Origin of the sequence: Janthinobacterium sp. SUN137, assembly GCF_030587265.1 — a bacterium.
In the GTDB taxonomy this organism is placed as follows: domain Bacteria; phylum Pseudomonadota; class Gammaproteobacteria; order Burkholderiales; family Burkholderiaceae_D; genus Janthinobacterium; species Janthinobacterium kumbetense.
In genome coordinates, this window is record NZ_JAPWHZ010000002.1 from 281,699 (window position 1) to 303,088 (window position 21,390).

Below are 21,390 nucleotides of genomic sequence, written 5' to 3' on the forward strand. Positions count from 1 at the left end.
TCCGGGTATCAATCCCGGTACAGGGGTTCGGGGCGGCCGGCCACGTCCAGGCGCACGGCAAAGAGGCCGCCCGCCTGCGGCTGGCGCGCCAGTTCGTCGTCGCTGGCGCCTTCGCGCGCGCTGGTGATGTACAGGGTGCGCAGGTCGGCGCCGCCAAAGGCGATCATGGTGGGGCGTGTGACGGGCACGCGCACGATGCCGATGATCTCGCCCTGCGGCGAAAAGCGCAGCACCCGGCCGCCTTCGTATTGCGCGCTCCAGTAGCAGCCTTCCGCATCGAGCGCCGCGCCATCGGGGCGGCCGCCGTACACGGCGTCTTCGCCCTTGGCGGGCAGGCGGGCAAACACCTTGCGCTCGCCCGGCTGGCCGCTGGCCGCGTCAAACGCGAAACGGTAGATCACGTGGTTCGGCGTGTCGGACTGGAACAGGGCTTGGCCATCCGCGGCGAACGCCAGGCCGTTGCTGACTTTCACGCCAAGGCCCTGCTGCGGCCCCCAGCCCAGGCGCGTGGCGCCCCGTTCCAGGCAAAACATGGCAGCCAGTTCCGCTGTGCGCGGCTCGTACATGGCGCCGGCCCAGAAGCGCCCGGCGCTGTCGCAGCGGCCATCGTTGAAACGCATGTCGGCGCTGTCGTAGGGCGCATCGGCCAGCTTGTCGAGCAAGCCTTCCTGCGGGTAGAAACGGTAGAAACCGTCGCGCAGGGCCGCCACCAGGCCGCCTTTTTCCGCCAGGGCGATGCAGCCCGGTTCGCACGGCACCCACCAGACGCGATCAAGACCGGTCGCCGGATCGTAGCGGTGCAGGCGGCGTCCGGCGATGTCGATCCAGTACAAACACTGTTCGGCCACGCTCCACAGCGGGCATTCGCCCAGCTGGGCGCGCGCGTCGAGCACGAGTTCGGCTTGCCATTCACGCATGCTTGCTCTCCTCGATCGCCAGGCGCATGGCCATGTGCAGCGTCTCGCCGGGCGCCAGCAGGCGCATGCCCGTGTCGTGCGCACCGCGCGCTGCCAGCGCAAACGCGTTATTGGCGTGCGTGACGGGTTCGATGGCGATGAAGCTGCGTTCGTCGTTGGGCGCGAAGCACACGAGGTGGCGGCAATTGTCGCTGGCCGACAGCTGCACGCTGTAGTCGCCGTAATCGAGGCTGGCGCGGCCCGTCCAGCCGCTGTAGCAATGGTCGCTGTGCCAGCCGGCCACGGGCTGCGGCGTGGCGAATGGCGACGCTTGCGCCACGGGCGCCAGACCGGCCGGCAGGTGGTCGGCGCCCATGCTCCACACGCCATCCCATTGCGTTTGCAGGCGCAGGCCGGGCGCCAGCGGAAAGTAGGGGTGAAAACCCAGGCCGGCGGGCATGGCGCGCGTATCGTCATTGCGCACCGATAAGGTCAGGCGCAGGCCGGCAGCGTCGAGCAGCACGGTTTGCCGCGCCTCGCAGGCGAACGGCCAGTCGGCGTCGCCGCCGTGCACCAGCAGCAGTTCGGCGCTGTCGTCCGCACGCACCGCCACGTGCCAGGCGCGCTGCCAGCCGAAGCCGTGGATGCTGTGCGGCTCGGGCGGGAAGTTGGCGCGCAGCGCATGCGTCTGTTCCTGCGCCTGCAGCAGGGCGCCGCCGATGCGGTTCGAATACGGCACCAAAGGATAGCAGGCCATTTGCCGCACGTTGGCAGCGGCGGGCGCGGCGCGCAGGATGTCGCGCCCGCGCCAGCGGAAAGCCGCCAGCGCGCCACCCGTGGCCGGGTGGACGTCGGCGCGGCAGTCGCCGTGCGCCAGGGTGAAGGGAGACTGGTGGTCCATTTTCAGCCCTTCAAGCCGCCCGAGGTCAGGCCGCTGACGACCTTTTCCTGGAAAATCACGATCAGCACGACGATGGGGACGATGGCCACCACCAGCGCCGCCGAAATGATCGGCCACGGGAAGGCGAACTCGCCCTGGTACAGCTGGATGCCGACGGGCAGGGTGCGGTAAGCCACGGCTGAATTCATCGACAGCGCCAGCAGGAACTCGTCCCAGGAATTCACAAACGCGAGGATGGCCGCCGTCGCCACGCCCGGCGCGGCCAGCGGCAGCACGATGCGCCACAGGGCGCTCAACCGGGTGCAGCCGTCGAGCATGGCCGCGTTTTCGATGTCGCGCGGGATATCCTGGAAAAAGCTCACCATCATCAGGGTGCAGATGGGCAGGTTCAGCACCGTGTAGGGCAGCACCAGCGCCCAGTAGGAGTTCAGCAAGCCCAGGCTGCGCATGATCTCGAACAGCGGCACCATCAGGGTCACCAGCGGGAACATCGACACGCCGATGATGGCAGTGAGGATCAGGCCGCGGAAGCGCAGGCGCAGGCGGGCGATCGCATACGCGGCCAGCGCGCTGATGAACAGGCTGAGCAGGGTCGACAGGCCGGCCACGATCAGGCTGTTCGTCAGGAACGTCAGCAGCGGCTGGTCCTGGAAAGCGGAGATGAAATTGCCGATGGTCGGTTCGTGCGGCCAGTAAGTGATCGGCTTTTGCGTCAGTTCGCTCTCGGTCTTGAGCGAGGTAAACAGGATCCACAGGGCGGGGAAGACGCCGTTGAGGATGACGATCGCGGCGGCGAACCAGCGCAGGCGCTTCGATGAAAACAGGCCGCTCATTCTTTGTCTCCTCTTACATATTTCAGATACACAAACGTGGTGGCCATCGACAGCAGGAACATGAATACCGCCAGGGTCGAGCCGTAGCCCACGTCCAGGTAATCGACGGTATTGGACTGGATGTACATGGCCAGGGTCTTGGTTTCGTCGCCAGGGCCGGGCATGTTGTACGGAATATCGAAGGACTGGATGGCTGTCAGGGTGCGGAAGATCAGCGCCACCAGCATCGATGGCACCAGCAGCGGCAGGGTCACTTCCGTGAATTGCTTCCATTTGCTGGCGCCATCCACTTCGGCCGCTTCATACAGCGAGGCGGGGATGGTTTGCAGGCCGGCCAATAAAATCAGGGCCATGAACGACGAGGTTTTCCAGATGGTCGTGATGCAGATGGCGGCCATGGTCAGCGCGGGCGAATTGAACCAGATCTGCGGTTCCCAGCCCAGGCCGGGGATCAAGAGGTCGATGCGGCGGATGATGTCGTTGACCAGGCCGTATTCGCTGTGGAAGAACCAGGCGAAGATCAGGCCGACGAAGGCCAGCGGCAGTGCCCACGGCAGCAGCAGCGCCAGGCGCACGGGCCAGCGGTACTTGAACGGCATGTTGGCCAGCATGGCCAGGCCCAGGCCCGCCACCAGCGCGCCCGGTACGGTGACGACGGTGATGATGACGGTGTTTTTCAGCGACTTCCAGAACAGCGCGTCTTCCAGCGCCATCTTGTAGTTGTCCAGGCCCACGAAACTGGGCAGGCTGCCGCCGGACAGGCGGATGTCGAAAAAGCTGTTGTAGATCAATTTGCTGACCGGGTAGGCCACGATCAGCAGTAAAAAGAGAATCGCCGGCGTCAGCAGGACCCAGGCCAGCGTTGTTTCGCTGGGGTCCGTGATGCGGCTTTTCAGGGTGCGTTGCCTCATGATTTCCTCGTCTGTTGCGGTGTGCGTATGCGTGTGCCGCCCGCGCCGCCGTCGTGGCGGCACGGACGTGATCCCCTTAGCGCAGGATGCGCTTGACGCGGTTTTCGATCTCGCCCACGGCCGCCGCCGGCGTCTTCACGCCCGCCATCACGGCATTCGTGTTGACGCGCACGGCTTCGGACACTTCGCTGTAGCGCGGCGTGACGGGGCGCGAGCGGGCGCTTTGCACCACCGGCAGGGCATCGGCGAACCAGCCATTGGCGGCCAGCACTTCCTTGTCCTGGTAGACGGAGGGGTAGACGGGCAGGTTGGACGCCTTGAGGGCCAGCTGCTTCGACACTTCTGGGCTCGACAGCCAGCGCACCAGCTTGGCGGACGCCTCCTTGTTCTTCGAGAACGAGGACACGGCCCACTGCCAGCCGCCGATGCACGAGGCCGGCTTGCCGCCCGCCATGGCCGGCAGGCTGACGACGCCAACCTTATCTTTCACGCTGCTGTCGGCGCCATCCTGGAAGTGGTTCCACGCATAGCCCCAGTTGACGGCGAACAAGACATTGCCTGCCTGGAACTCCTTGCGCGTATCGTCGGTGGCCACTTCGGCAATGTTTTTCTTTGCCACGCCCTGGTCGACGAGCTTGCGCCACATGGCCAGGCCCGCTTCCGCCTTGGGCTTGTCCAGGGTCAGCTTGCCGTTTGTGACCAGTTCGCCGCCCTGGCTCCAGTACGGCAACAGGAAGGTGCAGACGGCGCCTTCGATGGCCTTGCCCTGGAAGCTGATGCCTTGCAAATCCGGATTCTTTTCGCCGGCCTGGATGGTGCGCGCCACGCTGGCCAGCTCATCCCAGGTTTTCGGCGCCGCCAGCTTGTACTTGGCCAGCAAGTCCTTGCGGTAATAGAGGAACATGGCGTCGGCAAAGGCGGGCAGGGCCACGACCTTGTTGTCGACCATATTCGCTTGCTTGTAGGCGGGCAGGTACTGGCCCATGATCTTGTCGCGGTCGGCGCCCAGGTATTTGTCCAGGCTTTCGATCCAGCCGGCCGACGCGTACTGGGCCGGGCGGATGATGTCGATCAGGAACACGTCCAGGGTGGTGTCGCCGGCCGACAGCACCGTGTTCAGGTATTTCTGCTGCAATTCCGACGTGGCGCCGCCCGTTTCCAGGTCGATCTTGACGCCGGGATTGGCGGCCATGAATTTGGCGAACAGTTCGCGCATGACTTCGGGGCGCTCCTGGCCGCCGACGAACACCTTGACCGTTTGCGCGTGGGCGTTGGTGGCCAAGCCGGTGGCAAGGACGAAAGTGGCGCCGAGCGCCAGGACGAGGGATTTGATACGCATGATGTTGTCTCCTGTTTTTTTGGAATGGGTATGCCGGTCGTTCGCGGCTTATCGGGAGGGCAGTACCGCGCCCCCTTGCGGATCGAACAGATGGAATTTTTCCATGTCCAGCTGTACCGTCACTTGCTGTCCAGGCGCCAGGGCGAAGGTGGGCGGCAGGCGCGCCGTCAATTCGCCCCCTTCGCACTGGAAGATGACCAGGGTTTCCGCGCCCAGCGGTTCGACCACCACGACTGTCGCGGCCAGGGCGGCGCTGGCGGGACTGGCCGCTTCCAGCGTGATGTCTTCCGGGCGGATGCCGAATTCCACCGCGCGGCCGTCGAGCTTGCCGCATGCGGCCTGGCGCTCCGGCGGCAGGGCCAGGCGCGCCGCGCCCAGGACGATCTCGGCCAGGCCGGCGCCGTTGCGCGCCACCTTGGCGCCGAGGAAGTTCATCGGCGGCGAGCCCGTGAAACCGGCGACGAATTTCGACACGGGTTCGTTGTAGATCTGGTCCGGCGTGCCGACCTGCATGATGTTGCCGCCGGACAGCACGACGATGCGCTCGGCCAGGGTCATCGCCTCGACCTGGTCATGCGTGACGTAAATGGTGGTGGCGCCTATGCGCTGGTGCAATTTCTTGATTTCCGTGCGCATTTCCGAGCGCAGCAGGGCGTCCAAGTTCGACAGCGGCTCATCGAACAGGAACAGCTTGGCCTGGCGCACGATGGCGCGGCCCATGGCCACGCGCTGGCGCTGGCCGCCGGACAGGGCGCGCGGCTTGCGGTCGAGCAAATGGTCGATTTTCAGGATGGCGGCGGCGGCGCGCACGCGCTGTTCGATTTCCGCCTTCGGGAACTTGCGCAGTTTCAAGCCAAAGCCCAGGTTGTCGAACACGGACTTGTGCGGATACAGCGCATAGTCCTGGAACACCATGGCGATATCGCGCTCGCGCGGCGGCAAGTCGTTGACGACCTGTCCCTCGATGGAGATAGTGCCGCCCGTGATCGATTCCAGGCCCGCGACCATGCGCATCAGTGTTGATTTTCCGCAACCCGAAGGGCCCACGAAGACGACGAATTCGCCTTGCTTGATTTCCAGGTCGATGCCATGAATGACTTCGACGCCGTTGTCGTACTTCTTGACAACCTTTTCCAGTTTTACACCTGACATGCTTGTCTCCAAAAGATGCGAATGACGCGTCTGAGCGCGTTACGTGCGTTGCAACAATGTGTTGCAACAGAACAATTAGTAGGCGCCCGTGTCGAGGGCTTTCGCCAGCGACGGTTTCAGGGCCGTGATAAAGGCGTTGGCCTGGCGCATCATCATGCCCATGTCCGAAGCGATGGCCACGTAGTCATAACCGTAATGGATGAAAGTGTGCACCATTTCCGGCGATGGGCCGACAATGCCGATGGGTTTGCCGATGGCGCGGGCGCGGCGGGCCGCGTCGGCGATCGCCGCCTGCACGTCCGGGTGGCCGATGTTGCCGATATGGCCCATGGCGGCCGACAGGTCGCCCGGTCCCACGAACAGGGCGTCGACGCCATCGACGGCGGCGATCTCTTCCAGCTGCGCCAGGGCGGCCGGGGTTTCCAGCTGGATAATCGAGAAGACGGCGCCGTTGGCGCGCGTGGCGTAGTCAGGCACGGTGCCGTAGCGGCTGGCGCGGTGCATGGCGGCAAAACCGCGCGTGCCGGGAATGGCCTGGCCCGGCTGCGGATAGCGGGTGGCGGCCACGGCGCTGCGCGCTTCGGCCACGTTTTCCACGAACGGGAACATCAGGGTTTGCGCGCCGATGTCGAGCGCGCGCTTGATCTGCACCAGGTCGTTCCAGGCCAGGCGCACGACGGGGCAGGCCGGCGTGCCGCCCAAGGCTTGCAGGATCTGGTAGGCATCCTGGTAATCGATGGGCACGTGTTCCATGTCCAGCACCAGCCAGTCGAAGCCGGCGCAGCCCATGGCTTCGGCCGTGACGGGCGTGCCGGCCATCAGCCAGCTGCCCAGCGGTACTGCGTTGTCCGCCAGCAAGGCGCGGAAAGGGTTGTCCAGGATATCCATAGTTGTGCTCTCTATATAGGTAGGGAAGGCGGCGGCGTCAGAAAATCGGCGGCTCCGGCGTGGCGGCGTTGCCCAGCAAGAAGTCCAGGTCGCAGCCCTGGTCCGCCTGCGTCACGTGCTCCATGTACAGCTTGGTGTAGCCGCGCGCATATTTCTGCGCGGGCGCCTGCCACTCGGCGCGGCGGCGTGCCAGTTCCTCGTCCGTCACATCCATGTTCAGGCTGCGCGCGGCGATGTCCAGTTCGATCATGTCGCCGTTGCGCACGAGGGCCAGCGGGCCGCCGACGGCCGCTTCGGGCGTGACGTGCAGCACGCAGGTGCCGTAATGGGTGCCGCTCATGCGCGCGTCGGAGATGCGCACCATGTCGCGTATGCCCTGCTGCAGCAGCTTTTTCGGCACGGGCAGATTGCCCCATTCCGGCATGCCGGGCGCGCCGATGGGGCCGCCATTGCGCAGGATCAAGACCGTGTTTTCATCGATATCCAGGTCGGGCGCGTGGATTTGCGCCAGCATTTCCGCGTTCGAGTCGAACACGAGAGCGCGTCCCCGGTGTTTGGCGAACTTCGGGTTGGCGGCCGACGGCTTGATGACGGCGCCGCCGGGACACAGGTTGCCGCGCAGCACGGCCAGCGCCGCGCCGTCGGCCACCGGCTGCGACACCTTGCGGATGACGCTGTCGTCCAGGCAGACGGCGTCGGCGATGTTCTCGCCCAGGGTACGGCCCGTCACCGTCAAGGCCGTCAAGTCCAGCTGCGGCATGATTTCCTTGAGCAGGGCCGGCATGCCGCCCGCATAGAAGAAATCTTCCATCAGCTTGTCGCCGGACGGGAAGAGGTTGGCGATGACGGGCACTTTTTGCGCCATCGCATCCATTTCATCGAGCGACAGGGCCAGGCCGGCGCGCCCGGCGATGGCGACCAGGTGGATGGCCGCGTTGGTCGAGCCGCCGAGCGCCATATAGGCGGCCACGCCATTCGACAGCGCGGCGCGGGTGAAGAAGCGCGACGGCTTCAAGTCTTCCCACACCATGCCGACGATGCGCTCGCCGCATTGCGAAGCCATGCGCACGTGGTTGGCATCCATGGCGGGAATGCTGGTGGCACCCGGCAAGGTAAAGCCCATGGCTTCGACGATGGACGTCATGGTGGACGCCGTGCCCATGGTGTTGCAGGTGCCGGGCGAGCGCGTCATTTTCGCTTCCAGCTTGATCCACTCGGGCTTGGCGATGTCGCCGGCCACGTAATCGTCCCAGAATTTCTTGGTATGCGTGCCCGCGCCCACGCTCTGGCCACGGTAGCGGTCGTTGAGCATGGGGCCGGCGGGGCAGAAGATGGCGGGGATGTCCATGCTGATGGCGCCCATCAGCATGCCGGGCGTCGTCTTGTCGCAGCCGCCGAGCAGCACGGCGCCGTCGATGGGTAGCGAGCGCAGCAGTTCTTCCGTTTCCATGGCGAGGAAGTTGCGGTAGATCATGGTGGTGGGCTTGACCATCACTTCGCCCAGCGACAGGGCCGGCAGTTCGACGGGGAAGCCGCCGGCCAGCAGGATGCCCCGTTTGACGGCTTCGGCCCGTTCGCGCAGGTGCGAATGGCACGGCGACAGGTCGCTCCAGGTATTGATGATGGCGATGACGGGGCGGTCGAGGAATTCCTCGCGGCGCAGGCCCATCTGCTGCAGGCGCTGGCGGTGGGCGAACGAGCGCATGTCGTCTGGGGCCAGCCAGCGCTGGCTGCGCAGGGATTCCAGCGTGCGGCGGGAGGTAGCGGAGCTCAATGTGTGTCCTTTTTGGTTGCCTGGCGCGCTGCGTATGGCGTTCCAGTGCTGCTGTCTCGGGTCTTGCCTGTCGCCTTTGTTAGCGCTAACATTGCAAGTACAGCGAAATATAATTTGAATCGCAGGGGACTGTCAACAGATTTAATGCAGGGGGAATGCGCGTAGCCATTACACTATCGGCATGATTTCAATGGCACCAATTTCCAGGGTGGAACTTCTGCGGCCCGGCCGGCATGCATCGCGGTGCGCCGCGGCGCAGCGGCGCCACGCTGGCATCCTCTGTGCCGCCGGCCATGGCATGATGCATGGTGATCACCGATTTTTGAGAAGGCAGTACCCATGAACGACCCAGTACGCAAGCGGCGTGGCCTCGGCCGCAGCACCGTGTTCGATGTGGCCAAATTGGCACAGACCTCGGCCATTTCCGTGTCGCGCTATTTCAAGGAGCCGGACCGCGTGTCGCAGGAAACGCGCGAGCGCATCAAGAGCGCCATCGACCAGCTCGGCTACATCCGCAACGAGGCGGCCGGCGGCCTGGCGTCGACCCAGGGCCGCATCGTGGGCGCCATCGTGCCCAGCGTGTCGAACTCCATCTTTGCGGAAACCATCCAGGGCTTGTCGACCACATTGTCGCAGCACAATTACCAGTTGCTGCTGGCCACCCACGATTACTCGATCGAGACGGAAGAGAAGGTGGTGCGCGCCTTTCTCGGCTGGTCGCCGCGCGCGCTGGTGCTGACGGGCGCCGACCACAGCGCCGCCACGGAAACCTTGCTGGCCGGCTTGCAGATCCCCGTCATCGAAACGTGGGATATCCGCCCCGAGCGGCCGTATCCGCAAATCGGTTTTTCGCACATCGCCACCGGGCGCGACATGACCTTGTACCTGCACGCGCAAGGCTACCGGCGCATCGTCTACGTCGACAGCGGCATCGGCAGCGATTTCCGCGCGCGCAAGCGGGCCCAGGGCTATGAGGAAACCATGCAGCAGCTGGGTTTGCGTCCGGAAATCGTGCAAGCATCGGTGACGGCACCGCTCGACGCGGGCGGGCAAGTATTCAGCGAGCAAATGGCGCGCGCCGAGCGTCCCGACGCCCTGTTTTTTGCCAACGACAACATGGCTGCCGGGGCCATCTATGAAGCGGCGCGCCTGGGCATCCGCATTCCCGAGCAATGCGCGGTGGCGGGCTTTGGCGACTTCCCGTTCTCGGAAAAACTCATGCCGGCGCTGACGACGATCCGCGTGCCCCGCTATGACATCGGCCGGCTGGCCGCGCAAGCCATCCTGCAGCGCCTGGGGGAAGTGGACGAGGGCGCCGCGCCGCCGGCCCTGGCGCCGCTGGCCTACCAGCTGATCGCGCGGGCCAGCGCCTGAGATGCCCCGGCTGCGACAGATATTGATGAATCATATTTCCATCATCACAACATGCAATTGGCTTGATATGCTGCGATGCGGCATCATTCATCTGTCTCCTCTACTTCCTCACAGGAATTAGATTCAGCCCGCTCCCGCAGCGGGCTTTTTTTTGCCCCGTCGGTGTTCGAGCATGTATTCACATGAGTGGCAATAATGGATGTATGAAGTTTTACCATTATTTTTCATGGATAAAAGCCACTATGATGCATTCATACTTCACTAGGAGGCACTACCGCCATGACCGTCACGACACACAATCTGGGCTACCCGCGCATCGGCGCCAAACGTGAACTGAAATTCGCCCTGGAAGATTACTGGAAGGGCGGCAGCACCTTGGCCGCGCTGGAAGGCCAGGGCGCCGAGTTGCGCCAGCGCCACTGGCAAGACCAGGACGCGCTGGACCTGGCGCCCGTCGGCGACTTTTCCTTCTATGACCAGGTGCTGGACTTGAGCTTTACCGTCGGCAACCTGCCGCAGCGTGTGCGCCACCTGACTGGCGCGGCGCTCGATAACTATTTCCGCGTCGCCCGTGGCCGCTCGGCCAGCGACAGCGATTGCAGCTGCGTCCATGCCGGCGAAATGACGAAATGGTTCGATACCAATTATCACTATATCGTGCCGGAATTTTCGGCCGGCACGCAATTCAAGCTCGACAGCAGCCGCCTGCTGCAGCAACTGGCGCAGGCGCGCCAGCTGAATGTAAAGGCCAAGCCCGTGCTGATCGGGCCCGTCACCTATTTGTGGCTGGGCAAGGCCAAGGACGACTCCGACAAGCTGGCGCTGCTGGAAGGCTTGCTGCCCGTCTACGTGCAACTGCTGCAGGAACTGGCCGCGCAGGGCGTGGAGTGGGTGCAGATCGACGAGCCGATACTCGTCACGGAACTGGGCGGCGCCTGGCAGCAGGCGCTCGTCACGGCTTACGCTGCCTTGAGCAAGGTCAACAGCGTCAAACTGCTGCTGGCCACGTACTTCGGCAAGCTGCAAGACAACCTGGAACTGGCGTGCACGCTGCCCGTGCAAGGCTTGCACCTGGACGCCGTCAATGCCCGCGAGGAAGTCGAGCAAGTGATCGCCCAATTGCCAAGTTCCAGCGTCCTGTCGCTGGGCGTGGTGAATGGCCGCAATATCTGGAAGACGGATTTGAACGAGGTGCTGGCGTGGCTGGAACCCGTGTACGCCAGGCTGCAGTCGCGCCTGTGGATCGCGCCGTCGTGTTCCCTGCTGCACGTGCCCGTCGACCTGGACAGCGAACAAAAGCTCGACACCGATATCCAATCCTGGCTGGCCTTTGCCCGTCAAAAGCTCGATGAAGTGCACACCATCGCCAGCGCCCTGAACCAGGGACGCGCCTCCGTGCAAGTGGCGCTGGACGCGAATTTCGCGGCCGTGCAAGCGCGCCGCCAGTCGCCGCGCGTGCATAATCCCCAAGTCAAGGCGGCGGTGGCCCGCATCGACGCCAGCCTGGGCCAGCGCGCCAGCGGCTATGCCGAGCGCGCCGCCAAGCAAGCCGCGCTGCTGCAACTGCCGCTGTACCCGACGACGACCATCGGCTCGTTTCCGCAGACGGCGCCAATCCGCCAGGCCCGCAGCCAGTTCCGCAGCGGCCATCTCGATGCAGCCGGCTATAAAAAGCTGATGCAGGCGGAAATCGCCCATTGCGTGCAGGAACAGGAAAGCCTGGGCCTGGACGTCTTCGTGCACGGCGAAGCGGAACGCAACGACATGGTGGAATACTTCGGCGAACAGCTGGACGGCTACGCCTTCAGCCAGTTCGGCTGGGTGCAATCGTACGGTTCGCGCTGCGTGAAGCCGCCCATTTTGTTCGGCGACATCAGCCGCCCGCGCGCCATGACGGTCGAGTGGAGCACCTATGCCCAGTCGCTGACGGACAAGCCGATGAAAGGCATGCTGACGGGCCCCGTCACCATCCTGAACTGGTCTTTCGTGCGCGACGACCAGCCCCGTTCCGTGTCGTGCCACCAGCTGGCGCTGGCCATGCGCGCCGAGGTGCAGGACCTGGAGCAGGCCGGCATCCGCGTGATACAGATCGATGAAGCGGCATTGCGCGAAGGCTTGCCGCTGCGCAAGTCGCAATGGGCCGAGTACCTGCGCTGGGCCGTCGAATCGTTCCGCATCACGGCCAATGGCGTGGCCGATGAAACGCAGATCCACACGCACATGTGTTATTCGGAATTCAACGATATCATCGCGCAGATCGCCGACATGGATGCGGACGTCATCACGATCGAAACGTCGCGCTCCGATATGGAATTGCTGGACGCCTTCGATGATTTTAATTACCCGAACGAAATCGGCCCCGGCGTCTACGATATCCACTCGCCCAACATTCCGAGCCAGGAACAGATGGTCAAGCTGATGCGCAAGGCGGCCGAACGCATCCCCGCGCACCGCCTGTGGGTCAACCCCGATTGCGGCCTCAAGACGCGCGGCTGGAAAGAGGTCATTCCCGCGTTGGCCAATATGGTGGCGGCGGCGAAAACCTTGCGCGGCGACAAGGTCTGAGGATGGCGGGGCAGGGGAGGCATGTAGAGATATAGCGGGATCGTATTTCTATCATCACAACATGCAATTGGATAATGATGCTGCGATGCGGCATCATTCATCTGTCTCCTCTATCTCCTCCAAGGAAATAGATTCAGCCCGCTTCCGTAGCGGGTTTTTTTTGCCCGTTTCCATCGGCTTATCGCTTACCATACCTTCACGTAATCCTACCCTCCAGAAGGAAACCACCCGATGATTGCTCTGTTACGCGCCGCCGGCATGCTCGCGCTGACGGCGCTTGGCGCCTGTTCGGCGGAAAAGCATTCGCTCGACCGCCATCTGGCCCAGTTGCGCCCGGTCACGGTCGCAGCGTTGCCCGACATGGGGTGGCCGGCCGGCACGGCGCTGTGCCCGCTGGGTCTTTATCAGAGCGAGCTGAGCGAATCGGCGCCCCATGCAGGTCGCGTCAACGCCTTCCTGAAGCAAAAGCAATTTCTGGGGGATGAAGGCCATTGGTCGCTCATCGTCGTCAAGCCGTTGCCGGCGGGAGACGCCGGTATCGAGCAACTGTTTTTCAAGCGTGCAGACTATGACGTGCTTAATGATCCGCAAGTCATCGCGCGAGATGTGGAGACCGTGCCGGCAGGGTTTGCGCCGCAGACTTGCGTAAGCGTGGAGCAAGCCCGCGTGCTGGTGACGCGCGAACAACGATCGCATCGAAAACTCCTCATTTTTGGAACGTCCCAGGTCAGATATTGATGAAACATATTTCCATCATCACAACATGCAATTGGATTTATATGTTGCGATGCGGCATCATTGCACCTGTCTCCTCTACTTCCTCACAGGAATTAGATTCAGCCCGCTCCCGCAGCGGGCTTTTTTTTGCCCGTTTTATATGCACAAAGCTGCGCACGCTTGCTTGCCATCATCGCCATCGTGTTGCTTTTGTGCATGCTAAACTGGGCCTTCCCCAGACCAAGGTTGCCTGATGCTTCAATTATTTCGCCACACGCTGGAGTCCACGCCCATCCTCGCCCTGTTTCTCGTCATCGGCGCCGGTTATGCGCTGGGACGCATCAGCGTGTTCGGCTTTTCGCTGGGCGTGGGCGGCGTGCTGTTCGCGGGGTTGGCGCTGGGCGCGTTTGCTCCCGGCGCCGTGCCGCCGCCGATGGTCGGCTCCATCGGCTTGCTGCTGTTTCTGTATGGCATAGGCGTGCAGTATGGCGTGCAGTTTTTCGCCGGCTTGCGCGGTGCGGGGCAGAAACATAACCTGATCGCCTTTGCCGCCGTCATGGGCGGCCTGGCCGTGTCCGTCTGGGGCGGGCAGTGGATCGATATCTCGCTGCGCATGGCCAGCGGCGTGTTTGCCGGCGCCATGACCAGTACGGCAGCCCTGCAGGCGGCGCTGGAAGCGTCGCACGGCAATGGCGACGCGGCCGTCGGCTATGCCGTCGCGTACCCGTTCGGCGTCGTCGGCCCCATGCTGGGCCTGTACCTGGCGGGGCGCATATTAAAACCCGTGCTGACGCCGCCGCCGGCGCCCATCGTCGTGTCGGAAATTACCATCGATGAAGCGAAATTGGCGGGCGCGGCCCTGTCCGAACTGGCCGATGGCCCCCTGGCGGGCGTGCAAGTGATCGGCGTGCGCCAGGGCCACCAGAACCGCTTGCCCGATCCGGGCCTCGTGCTCGGCGTGGGCGATGCGCTGATGGTGTCGGGCACGGTGGCGGGCGTGGAAGCGGCGCGCACGGCGCTGGGCCACCTGGACCCGGGCCGCCTGATGAAGGACCGCAGCGCGTTCGATGGCACGGAAGTGTTCGTATCGGATGCAGAAATCGTCGGCGTGCCCCTGGGCGAGCTGAATCTTGGGAAAGATTTTCCCCTGCAGATCGCCTTCATACGCCGTGGCGACGCCATGATCCTGCCGCACCCGTTCCTGACCCTGGAATTCGGCGACAGGGTGATGGCCATTGCACCGGCGAAACATGCAGCCGACGTGCGCAAGCTGTTCGGCAATTCCATCACGGCCACGGCCGAGTTCAGCTATGTCTCGCTGGGCATGGGCATGGTATTGGGTGTATTGCTGGGCCTGGTACCTATCCCCTTGCCGTGGATCGGTTCGTTCAGCCTGGGCCTGGCGGGCGGTCCGCTGGTGATGGCGCTGATCCTGGGGCGCCTGGGCAGGGTCGGCAAGATCAGCTGGCGCTTGCCGCTGTCGGCCAACCTGGTGATGCGCAACTATGGCTTGACGATTTTCCTCGCCTCCGTCGGCATGGCGTCCGGCTTGCCCTTCGTGCAGCAGGTGGGCGCCGATGGCTTGCCCATGCTGGCGCTGGGGGCCGTGACGGTGCTGGTGGTGGTGGCGCTCGTCGTGATCCTGGGCAAGATCTTCCTGCGCCTGCCGTTTCCTGAATTGCTGGGCATCGCGGCCGGCGCCACGGGCAACCCGGCCGTGCTGGTGTTCGCCAACCGCCTGGCCAAGTCGGACCGCCCGAACCTGGGCTACGCCATGATCTTCCCCAGCATGACCATCGTCAAGATCGTTGCCGTGCAGGTGCTGCTGCATCTGTACGGATGATGGCGGCCACAGTCAGTCTCTTGCGGTGCCAGGCTGCTTGTTGGTGTCAACAAAACGGATGCCAAAAGACAACAGCAAGGCGGCCGCGGCGCATCCTGCGGCAAGCCACAGGTTGGCTGAGAGGCCCAGCCTGTCCACGGCCTGGCCACCGGTCCACGCCCCGAGCGCAATGCCGATATTGAAGACGCCCACATACAGCGCGGCGACGATCTCCACGGCCCGGGGCGCCGCCTTCAGCATCAAGGTCATCAGGCCGACCGATACGCCGCCGTAGGCCAGTCCCCAGGCCAGCAATACCATGCCGCCGCCGATGCCGGAATCGCCGATCGCCAGGAACAGCAGCGGCGTGAGCAGCAGGCCGCCCGAGATGGCGATGATGGTAGTCGCCGTGCGCCGCACGGCAACCACGCCCACCAGGAAGTTTCCAATGATGCCCGCGCAGCCATAGGCAAACAGCAGTGCGCCCAGCCATTGCGCATCAAACCCCGACACGGACAGCAGTAGCGGGCGCACGAAGGTAAAGGCCATGAAATGGCTACTCACCAGCAACAGAGTCAGAAGCAGCCCCGCTTGCAACTGCCTGTTGCGCAGCTGTTTGCCGAATTGGCGCCAGGTCGCCGCACCGGCCGCGGGCAGTGCGGGAATGACAGCCAGATGCAGCGCCAGTACCAGGCTACTGAACAGCGCCATGACGCCGAAGGCCCAGCGCCATCCTGCAACGTCGCCGATTTGTGCGCCTAGTGGCACGCCCAGCACGGAAGCTGCCGCCACGCCACCGAAGATGATCGACGTTGCCAGGCCGGTCGAGCGGGCAGGAACCAGGCGGGAAGCGAGGCCGCCGGCGATGGCCCAGATGCCGCCCATGCAAAAACCGACGAGCACACGGGCAGCCAGCATCCACGCCATATTCTGCGCCAGGGCCGAGGCAATGTTCGCGATCACCAATAGTGTCAGCAAACCACAGAGAATCTTGCGCCTGTCCAGGCTTCCCGATGCGACCACGACCAGCGGCGCGAACATGGCCGCCAGCAATGCTGGCAGCGAGATCATCAGGCCGGCGGTTCCCGTGGAGGTGTCCAGCGTGTCTGCAATCGGCGTCAACAGGCCGACCGGGAGCATTTCCGTCGTCACGACCGAAAAGGTGGCCATGCCGACAGCGCCGACCGCCAGCCATGGGTGGCGCACAGTGGTTTCTGTGGCAACGTGGGGAGACGTACTCATGGTTCATTTCCTTCATGTGATCATTTGATATACGGCGCATGCCCTGCTTGCAACGGAGGGGCATCAAAGTGATAATACATACAGCGCGTATGAATAGTATATATACATACGTGATGAATGTAAATAATCATACGCTGCGTATGTAAGGAGAGAGCAATGGTTCGCCGCACCCGTGTGGAAATGGAAGAAACCCGTGCATCGTTGCTGGCCACGGCCCGCAAAGTGTTTAGCGAGCGCGGCTATGCCGACACATCGATGGACGACCTGACCGCGCAGGCAGGCCTGACGCGTGGCGCCCTGTATCATCACTTCGGCGACAAGAAGGGCTTGCTGCTGGCCGTGGTGGAGCAGATCGATGCGGAAATGGATGGCCGCCTGCAAGCCATCTCCGACAGCGCCGCAGACTCGTGGGAAGGCTTTCGCAGCCGCTGCCGTGCCTATCTGGAGATGGCCCTGGAGCCGGAAATTCAGCGCATCGTCTTGCGCGATGCCAGGGCAGTCCTCGGTGGCGCTTCACCGGACTCGCAGCGCCATTGCCTCGAGTCGATGCAAAAGCTGATCCAGCAGCTGATTCAGCAAGGCATCGTGGCTGACGCTTGCCCACAGGCATTGGCTTCGCTGATCTACGGCAGCCTGGCAGAAGCGGCGTTCTGGATCGCAGACGGTGACGAAGGCAATGCGCGCCTGATAAAAGCAATCGCGGCTTTGGAATTGCTGCTGCGGGGGATGTTGCTTCAAAGGTAATTGTGTACAGTGGCAATCTCGCCAGAAGCGGACACGTCTGGAGACGTGGATGACGATATTGAGCAGGGTTGGACTTATATAGACATGGAGGAAAAATATGCAAGTCAAGCGTATCGTTGCAAATTTCCCGGCGTCGGATCCGGGCCTGGCGCGGACGTTTTACGAGGACGTGCTGGGTCTGAGCCTGTTGATGGACCATGGCTGGATCATGACGTATGGTTCGCAAAGCGAGATGAGCGTGCAAGTGAGCTTCGCGACGCAAGGCGGCTCGAACACCGCTGTGCCCGATCTTTCCATAGAAGTCGATGACGTGGATGCCGCATTGGCACGCATGCGTGTGGCGGGGTTTCCCATTGAATATGGTCCTGTCGATGAACCTTGGGGTGTCAGGCGGTTTTTCGTGCGCGACCCTTTCGGCAAGCTCATTAATATCCTGTCGCACATATAGGCGAAGTACCTGCGGCAGCAGGCAATCAATTCCGCCCGCTTCCCTTGCGCGCCAGCCTTTGTAAAACCCCTGGCGCCGCTCCCAATCTGTTGTACAATCCTTGAGAACGGTCGTGCTTTTTTGTGCGCTGAGCTTCCTTGCGTGCAGTCATCACGGCAACCGATAAGAACAAGGAGACAGACATGGACCTGCATTACACGGCCGGGGAGACGGCGTTCCGCGACACGGTGCGCGCCTTCCTCGACACCCATTTGCCGGCGGACTTGCAGCGCAAGGTGCGCCAGCATCTGCGCCTGAACCGCGACGATTACGTGCGCTGGCACAAGATTGTCGCAAAGCAAGGCTGGGCCGCGCCGGCCTGGCCCGTCGAACATGGCGGCACGGGCTGGACGGCCGTGCAGCGCCACATCTGGGAAGACGAGTGCGCGCGCGCCGCCACGCCGCCCATCCTGCCCTTCGGCGTCAACATGGTGGCGCCCGTCATCATGGCCTTCGCCAACGCCGAACAGAAAGCATATTATCTGCCGCGCATCCTGAACTGCGACGACTGGTGGTGCCAGGGCTACTCCGAGCCGGGCGCCGGTTCCGACCTCGCTTCCCTGAAAACCACGGCCCAGCGCGACGGCAACCATTACATCGTCAATGGCCAGAAAACCTGGACGACGCTGGGCCAGCACGCGGACATGATCTTTTGCCTGGTGCGCACGGATAGCACGGTGCGCAAGCAGGAAGGCATCAGTTTCCTGTTGATCGACATGAAAACGCCGGGCATCACCGTGCGTCCCATCATCATGCTCGATGAAGAACATGAAGTGAACGAAGTCTTCTTCGACAACGTGCGCGTGCCCGTCAGCAACCTGGTGGGCCAGGAAAACAAGGGCTGGACTTACGCCAAGTATCTGCTGGGGCACGAGCGCACGGGCATCGCCGCCGTCGGCCGCTCCAAGCGCGAATTGACTTTCCTCAAGCAACTGGCCATGCAGCAAACCAAGCGCGGCGCGCCGCTGCTGCACGATCCCGCCTTTGCGGCCAAGGTCGCTACCCTGGAAATCGAATTGATGGCGCTGGAAATGACGGTCTTGCGCGTCATCAGCGATGAAGGCAAGGGGCCGGGACCGCAGGCGTCGATGCTGAAGGTGCGCGGTTCGGAATTGCAGCAGCAACTGACGGAACTGATGGTGGAAGCCATCGGCCCGCAAGCCTTGCCCTTCGATCCCGCTTTCCTCGATGGCGGCGCGCCGCACAGTGCAGCCGGCGACGACCTGGCAGCGCCCTTGGCCGCGTATTACTTCAATTACCGCAAGACATCGATCTATGGCGGCTCGAATGAAATCCAGAAAAATATCATCACGCAGATGATCCTGGGCCTGTAAGCCAGAAGGAGACGACATGGACTTCCATTTTAATCAGGAACAGCAGCAATTCGCCGATGCGCTCCGGCGCTGGGTCGACAAGGATTACTCGTTTGAAACACGCAAGCAGATCGTCCACTCGGCCACGGGCGTCTCAAGCGCTGCCTGGGCCACCCTGGCCGAGCTGGGCATGACGGCCTTGCCGCTGCCGGCCGCGGCGGGCGGCTTCGACGGCACGGCCGTGGACATGCTGCTGGTGATGCAGGAACTGGGACGCGGCCTCGTGGTCGAACCGTATTTCGCCACCGTGCTGGGGGCGCGCTTCCTGACCCTGGCGGGCGGTCATGGCGCCGTGCTGGAGCAGGTTGCCAGCGGCAGCCTCAAACTGGCGTGTGCGCTGGGCGAACGCCAGTCGCGCCATGATCTGCATGACATCGCCACCACGGCAACCGCCAGCGGCGACGGTTTCGTGCTGGACGGCGAGAAAACCGTCGTCATCCACGGCGCGCAGGCGGATTCCCTGATCGTTTCCGCGCGCAGCGGCGGCGGCCAGGACGACACGGACGGCATTTCGCTGTTCCTCGTTCCCGCCGATGCACCGGGCGTGACCGTGCGCGACTGCCGCACCATCGACGGCCAGCGCGCCGCCACCGTCACCCTCGTGCAAGTGGTGCTGGGGCATGACGCGCTGATCGGTCAGGTGGGGCAGGGCTGGGCCGTGCTGGACGCGGCCGTCGATTACGGCGCCGCCCTGCTGTGCGCGGAAGCCGTGGGCGCCATGGACGCCATCTTCGCCGCCACGCTCGAGTATCTGAAGACGCGCCAGCAGTTCGGCGCGCCCATCGGCAAGTTCCAGGCCTTGCAGCACCGCATGGCCGACATGTTCATCCACCTGGAGCAGGCGCGCTCGATGGCCATGTTGGCCGCCGCCAAGGCCGACAGCGCCGACGCGGCCGAGCGGCGCCGCACGGTGTCCGCCGCCAAGGCGAGGGTGGGCCTGGCCGCCACCTTTGTCGGCCAGCAAGCCGTGCAGTTGCATGGCGGCATGGGCGTGACGGACGAATTGCCTGCCGCCCACCATTTCAAGCGCCTCTCCATGATCGCCCTGACCCTGGGCGACGTGGAGCACCATATCGAACGCTTTATCGCCCAGCCGGGCTTTTTGCCGACGGAGACCGCATGACCGCATTGACTGGAATCAAACCCAAGCACTGGTATTTCGAAGATTTTACGCAAGGCCTGGAAATCGACCTGGGCCAGCGCCACGTGACGGAGCGGGAAATCATCGCCTTCGCCACGGATTTCGATCCGCAACCGTTCCACGTCGACCATGCGGCCGCCGAAAAAACCATCTTCAAGGGCGTCATCGCCAGCGGCTGGCACACGTGCGGCATGATGATGCGCCTGGTGGTGGATAACCTGCTCAAGCATTCGTCCAGCATGGGCTCGCCCGGCCTGGACAGCATCCGCTGGCTCAAGCCCGTGCGCGCGGGCGATACCTTGCAGCTGACCTACCAAGTCAAGGAAGTGCGCCCATCCACGTCGAAACCGGACCGCGGCATCGTCATTTCCGTGTGGAGCGTGCGCAACCAGCACGGCGAAGTGGTGACGACGGTGGAGGGCATGGGCATGTTCGGCCGCCGCCCGGCGGAGCCAGCGGAGCAACACCATGCGTGATATCGCCGGCATCGCCGGTTTCCAGGCCCTGGCGGGACAGCACGTGGCCGTTTCCGACTGGCTCACCATCACCCAGCAGCGCATCGACACCTTTGCCGATGCGACGGACGACCATCAGTGGATCCACGTCGACGCGGAGCGCTGCGCGCGCGAGTCGCCGTACGGCTGCACCGTGGCGCACGGTTTCTTGACCTTGTCCCTGTTGCCCGCCATGCTGCAGGGGGCCTTGCACATGGCCGGCATCCGCATGGCTATCAATTATGGGCTCAACAAGGTGCGCTTCCCCGCGCCCGTGCCCGTGAACAGCCGCCTGCGCGCGCGCCTCGACATCCTCTCCGTCGACGACTTGCCGGAAGGGGCGCAAGTCAACTGGGCCGTCACCATGGAGCGGGAAGGTGATACTAAGCCCGTGTGCGTGGCGGAGTTTTTGATGCGCTGCTATCCCTGAGCGGCAAGTTGAACCCGCTTCGCCGGCCGGCAGGCAGTCGTGCGCTTCTGCGCGTGCGCCAGGTGTACGCTGTTGGCGCGCCGGCGGTTTCCGGCGAAGGAGGCGATGATGTCCAACAAGGCAAACAGTGGAAATAGCGGCGCCGGCAAGGGCGCCACGGGCAGCGGCAAGGCGGCCGCCGGGGGCAGCGGCGCTACGGGCAGAGGTCCTGGCCCGGGCAATGCGGGCGGCTGGCCCAGCACGACGGGACGGCCGTCGGGGACCAATCGTTCCAATGCCGCGCCGGCAAGGAGCCGCTAGCCTGCCA

21 protein-coding genes are annotated in these 21,390 nt (G+C 63.8%); 12 read left to right on the forward strand and 9 right to left on the reverse strand.

Translation table 11 applies throughout. The features are described 5' to 3' along the window. Nucleotides 1-8: 8 nt before the first annotated feature. The 8 genes from O3298_RS09285 to araD all read right to left on the reverse strand — a co-directional run bounded on the left by O3298_RS09285 (nt 9) and on the right by araD (nt 8,625). Nucleotides 9-917: an SMP-30/gluconolactonase/LRE family protein gene (locus O3298_RS09285; RefSeq protein WP_305059095.1), complete on the reverse strand. Its 909-nt coding sequence runs from the start codon at nt 915-917 to the stop codon at nt 9-11. Further along, the gene (locus O3298_RS09290) at nt 910-1,797 is read right to left on the reverse strand and encodes an aldose 1-epimerase (protein ID WP_305059097.1); all 888 of its coding nucleotides are present in this window, start codon (nt 1,795-1,797) and stop codon (nt 910-912) included. Before O3298_RS09290 ends, O3298_RS09285 begins: the two co-directional genes overlap by 8 nt. A 2-nt stretch (nt 1,798-1,799) precedes the next feature. Further along, nucleotides 1,800-2,630: a carbohydrate ABC transporter permease gene (locus O3298_RS09295; RefSeq protein WP_034755232.1), complete on the reverse strand. Its 831-nt coding sequence runs from the start codon at nt 2,628-2,630 to the stop codon at nt 1,800-1,802. Further along, nucleotides 2,627-3,541 carry a carbohydrate ABC transporter permease gene (locus tag O3298_RS09300; protein WP_289910511.1) on the reverse strand — a complete coding sequence of 305 codons (915 nt, stop codon included), beginning with the start codon at nt 3,539-3,541 and terminating at the stop codon, nt 2,627-2,629. The genes O3298_RS09295 and O3298_RS09300 overlap by 4 nt, the downstream gene beginning before the upstream one ends. Nucleotides 3,542-3,617: 76 nt before the next feature. Next, nucleotides 3,618-4,880, reverse strand: a complete 1,263-nt coding sequence (locus O3298_RS09305) for an ABC transporter substrate-binding protein (RefSeq protein WP_305055814.1) — start codon at nt 4,878-4,880, stop codon at nt 3,618-3,620. A gap of 48 nt (nt 4,881-4,928) precedes the next feature. Then, nucleotides 4,929-6,032 (reverse strand): ABC transporter ATP-binding protein, encoded by a 1,104-nt coding sequence (locus tag O3298_RS09310; protein ID WP_251348281.1) that lies wholly within the window; start codon nt 6,030-6,032, stop codon nt 4,929-4,931. Between the two features lie 75 nt (nt 6,033-6,107). Beyond that, on the reverse strand, nt 6,108-6,920 hold the full coding sequence (locus O3298_RS09315) for an HpcH/HpaI aldolase/citrate lyase family protein (protein WP_305059098.1): 813 nt from the start codon (nt 6,918-6,920) through the stop codon (nt 6,108-6,110). Nucleotides 6,921-6,957: 37 nt separating this feature from the next. After that, nucleotides 6,958-8,625 carry an L-arabinonate dehydratase gene (gene araD / locus O3298_RS09320; RefSeq protein ID WP_369811582.1) on the reverse strand — a complete coding sequence of 556 codons (1,668 nt, stop codon included), beginning with the start codon at nt 8,623-8,625 and terminating at the stop codon, nt 6,958-6,960. A gap of 408 nt (nt 8,626-9,033) precedes the next feature. On the opposite strand from araD, the gene O3298_RS09325 reads away from it, so the two are divergent. From O3298_RS09325 to O3298_RS09345, 5 genes are all read left to right on the forward strand, one after another. Beyond that, the gene (locus tag O3298_RS09325) at nt 9,034-10,068 is read left to right on the forward strand and encodes a LacI family DNA-binding transcriptional regulator (RefSeq protein WP_099667492.1); all 1,035 of its coding nucleotides are present in this window, start codon (nt 9,034-9,036) and stop codon (nt 10,066-10,068) included. Between the two features lie 279 nt (nt 10,069-10,347). Then, entirely contained in the window at nt 10,348-12,633 is a 2,286-nt protein-coding gene (gene metE, locus O3298_RS09330) for a 5-methyltetrahydropteroyltriglutamate--homocysteine S-methyltransferase (protein ID WP_305059099.1), read from the forward strand. 231 nt (nt 12,634-12,864) lie between these two features. Beyond that, nucleotides 12,865-13,371, forward strand: coding sequence for a hypothetical protein (locus O3298_RS09335; RefSeq protein ID WP_305059100.1), 507 nt, complete (start codon nt 12,865-12,867; stop codon nt 13,369-13,371). Next, the gene (locus tag O3298_RS09340) at nt 13,371-13,604 is read left to right on the forward strand and encodes a hypothetical protein (RefSeq protein ID WP_305059101.1); all 234 of its coding nucleotides are present in this window, start codon (nt 13,371-13,373) and stop codon (nt 13,602-13,604) included. The genes O3298_RS09335 and O3298_RS09340 overlap by 1 nt, the downstream gene beginning before the upstream one ends. Beyond that, the gene (locus tag O3298_RS09345) at nt 13,604-15,193 is read left to right on the forward strand and encodes an aspartate:alanine exchanger family transporter (RefSeq protein WP_099667495.1); all 1,590 of its coding nucleotides are present in this window, start codon (nt 13,604-13,606) and stop codon (nt 15,191-15,193) included. The genes O3298_RS09340 and O3298_RS09345 overlap by 1 nt, the downstream gene beginning before the upstream one ends. Nucleotides 15,194-15,205: 12 nt before the next feature. Here O3298_RS09345 and O3298_RS09350 read toward each other — a convergent pair whose 3' ends face one another. Further along, nucleotides 15,206-16,414 (reverse strand): MFS transporter, encoded by a 1,209-nt coding sequence (locus O3298_RS09350; protein ID WP_305059102.1) that lies wholly within the window; start codon nt 16,412-16,414, stop codon nt 15,206-15,208. Nucleotides 16,415-16,570: 156 nt separating this feature from the next. Between O3298_RS09350 and O3298_RS09355 the strand changes: the two genes are divergently transcribed. The 7 genes from O3298_RS09355 (at nt 16,571) to O3298_RS09385 (ending at nt 21,383) form a co-directional block, all read left to right on the forward strand. After that, the gene (locus O3298_RS09355; protein WP_305059103.1) at nt 16,571-17,158 is read left to right on the forward strand and encodes a TetR/AcrR family transcriptional regulator; all 588 of its coding nucleotides are present in this window, start codon (nt 16,571-16,573) and stop codon (nt 17,156-17,158) included. A gap of 97 nt (nt 17,159-17,255) precedes the next feature. Beyond that, a complete protein-coding gene (locus O3298_RS09360; protein WP_099667498.1) occupies nt 17,256-17,606 on the forward strand; it encodes a VOC family protein in 351 nt (116 codons plus the stop codon). 182 nt (nt 17,607-17,788) lie between these two features. Continuing rightward, a complete protein-coding gene (locus O3298_RS09365) occupies nt 17,789-18,979 on the forward strand; it encodes an acyl-CoA dehydrogenase family protein (protein ID WP_305059104.1) in 1,191 nt (396 codons plus the stop codon). Between the two features lie 16 nt (nt 18,980-18,995). After that, nucleotides 18,996-20,141: an acyl-CoA dehydrogenase family protein gene (locus tag O3298_RS09370; protein WP_305059105.1), complete on the forward strand. Its 1,146-nt coding sequence runs from the start codon at nt 18,996-18,998 to the stop codon at nt 20,139-20,141. Beyond that, nucleotides 20,138-20,635: a MaoC family dehydratase gene (locus O3298_RS09375; protein ID WP_099667501.1), complete on the forward strand. Its 498-nt coding sequence runs from the start codon at nt 20,138-20,140 to the stop codon at nt 20,633-20,635. The genes O3298_RS09370 and O3298_RS09375 overlap by 4 nt, the downstream gene beginning before the upstream one ends. Then, the gene (locus O3298_RS09380) at nt 20,628-21,083 is read left to right on the forward strand and encodes a MaoC family dehydratase (protein ID WP_251348291.1); all 456 of its coding nucleotides are present in this window, start codon (nt 20,628-20,630) and stop codon (nt 21,081-21,083) included. Before O3298_RS09375 ends, O3298_RS09380 begins: the two co-directional genes overlap by 8 nt. A gap of 108 nt (nt 21,084-21,191) precedes the next feature. Continuing rightward, a complete protein-coding gene (locus O3298_RS09385) occupies nt 21,192-21,383 on the forward strand; it encodes a hypothetical protein (protein WP_289897519.1) in 192 nt (63 codons plus the stop codon). Nucleotides 21,384-21,390 lie beyond the last annotated feature (7 nt).